Source organism: Streptomyces sp. NRRL F-2664 (assembly GCF_000719345.1).
Lineage (GTDB): Bacteria > Actinomycetota > Actinomycetes > Streptomycetales > Streptomycetaceae > Streptomyces.
The window spans coordinates 1-2,228 of sequence record NZ_JOFX01000164.1 but is presented as its reverse complement, the minus strand read 5'-3'; the positions used below and the strand labels follow the sequence as shown (position 1 = coordinate 2,228).

1 protein-coding gene and 1 pseudogene are annotated in these 2,228 nt (G+C 63.5%); both read left to right on the top strand.

Features of this window, described 5'->3' with window-relative positions:
* A partial coding sequence (locus IF89_RS43830) for an RHS repeat-associated core domain-containing protein (protein ID WP_158718121.1) occupies window positions 1–892 on the top strand: 892 nt, incomplete at its 5' end.
* 134 nt (window positions 893–1,026) lie between these two features.
* Window positions 1,027–1,300 (top strand): annotated as a pseudogene (locus IF89_RS50010) (IS630 family transposase); the annotation flags it as partial.
* Window positions 1,301–2,228: the final 928 nt, after the last annotated feature.

The following is a 2,228-nucleotide window of genomic DNA, read 5'->3' as shown; positions in this document are numbered from 1 at the left end:
CGAAAACGGCACCGACTACACCCCCGCCCGCCTCTACCACCCCGAAACCGGCCGCTTCACCACCCGCGACCCCCACCCCACACCCCTCAACAAATACCAGGCCTACGCAGCCAACCCAGTCGAGCACACCGACCCGAGCGGGAACCTGCAGCTACGACTTCGGAAGCGCATTCGAGAGGGGAGCGCGGATGCAGAACGCGGCCCGTTCATTGAACGTGGAGTCCATACCACTACTCACCGACTGGGGGAGAACTCCAAAGCCAGCACCGGTCAGCGCACGGCCGAAGCTAATCACGTGAGAGCCATGCAGGTTCTCCACTCATCGATCGCACCGATGTCAGGCGAAGACATTATGCGAACGCAACTAACCCTAGATGGGCTAATCAGCCCTTCGCCCACCAAAGCACTTTTTCGGACGATGGAAGCGGCGACTCCCCACGACGGCTGCCAGGCACTACTAGCAGCATGCTTGAAAACCTTTGGGGAGGGAATGTTTATGAAGCCGTCGAAAGAAGTGACTTTCCATATAAACGACACCGCGTGGCCTCGTAGAGTCACAAATGGAAACATGGGGGAAGTGGTCGAATACCTGAGGAGCGGAAGGGCGTTACGGGGTCGACTTTACGTCCTATCCATGGCCATACGGATGCCGAAAGGAGAAATCGACGGCCACGCCCTAGTGGTGCATATCGGTTCGAGCGGAGGCGGCATACCCATGCTTAAACAGATGGAGAATGGGGCATATGGAAAATTTGATCCGGCATACTGGGAGCAGCCAGAAAGAGGATACACCGCTTTTCGCTACTGGCTTTTCGATACCGGAGTAAATAAAATTTCAAGCCGTGAACTCAGGAAAAAATTGTCAGCTTCCTCGCATGCGGCCTGGAACTGATCCCTATCTGCCAGCGGCGCGCGCTCGGCGAGCTCGGCGAACTTCCGACCGTCTGTAGGGGCTCACCGTAGGGGCTTCAGCAAGGGGGACGCTGGTGACAGCTTCATCTGAAGCCATGACCACTGGTAGGGGTCGGCCTGCAGCCGCACCGCTCGGAGACGTTCAAGCTGTCGACGGACCTCTACCTGAATCCGCCCGGCAGGCACTGGTGTTCTGCGTGCACGGGCAGTCGCAGATCGAGGACCGGTCCCAGCCGATGCTGCCGATGATTCCCAGGGCCTCGGAGCGGTCACACACGACTGCGTCCGGGCCGGCACGACCACCCTGTTCGCCGCACTCAACGCGGCCACCGGCAAGGCCATCGGCTCGCTGCGCCGCCGCCGTGCCGAGGAGCGCAAGAAGTTCCTCATCAAGCTCAAGGAAGTGCCCGCAGGCCTGGGCGTCCCCTGGTCTGCGAAATCTACGCCACCCACATGACACCGGATACCTGCACTCCGCCCCGACGGGTCGTCCTGGCTGAACCTGGTGGAGCGATGGTGCGCCGATCTCACACCGGCCCCAAGGCCCTACGTCCAAACCGTGCTGGGTGCCGCGTCGGGCTCGTCCCCTGACCGGGACGCCGAAGAGCGGTGTCCACGGCAACCTGACCTTCTTCACAAATGGAGAAGGCCGCGACCGGCGCGACTCGGTCGGCCAGAGCATCGTCGTACCGGGGTCTGTTCCCGGCGTCGCGCGTTCCCCGCGGTTTGCGGGTCACTCGCTCTTACCGCGGACACTGCTGCAGGTCACGGGCCCGACCCGCGTACGCCCGTCCGGTTCTCAGCCAACCTGGAGCGACCACTGCGCAGCACAACACCCAGGCGCCCGCATGGCCCATATCGTCCGCCTAGGGGGCTGGCCGGAGGACGGATAGACAACCGCAGGAGTGATCCCCTGGAAGGACATCAATCGCGATACTTGCCCGAGGACTGCCATGTCACTTTCTCTTGCCGTGTCTTCCGCAGCTGTGCACCGTGTCCGCCGCAGCAGTGTGGCTGGTCTTCTCGTCCTGGCTGCTGCCGGAGCTGTGACGGCGGAGGGCGCGGGGGAGGCTTTCGCCGTTCCGGGTTCCCGCTCCGCTGCCGCTGCCGGGGTGCCTGGGGCTTCGGGCACGGTGTCGGGTGTGTTTGCGCCGGGTGAGGAGGCGGGGGGTGCGGTGGATGTGCGGACAGGCCGCTACTCCTTGGAGGTGCCGCTGCTGGCGACGGCGGGGCGGGGGGAGGCGGGGTTCGGGCTATCACTGTCGTATGACCAGGAGTTGTCGGGTCTGGGGGTGGACCGGCAGGGCCTGGGCGCG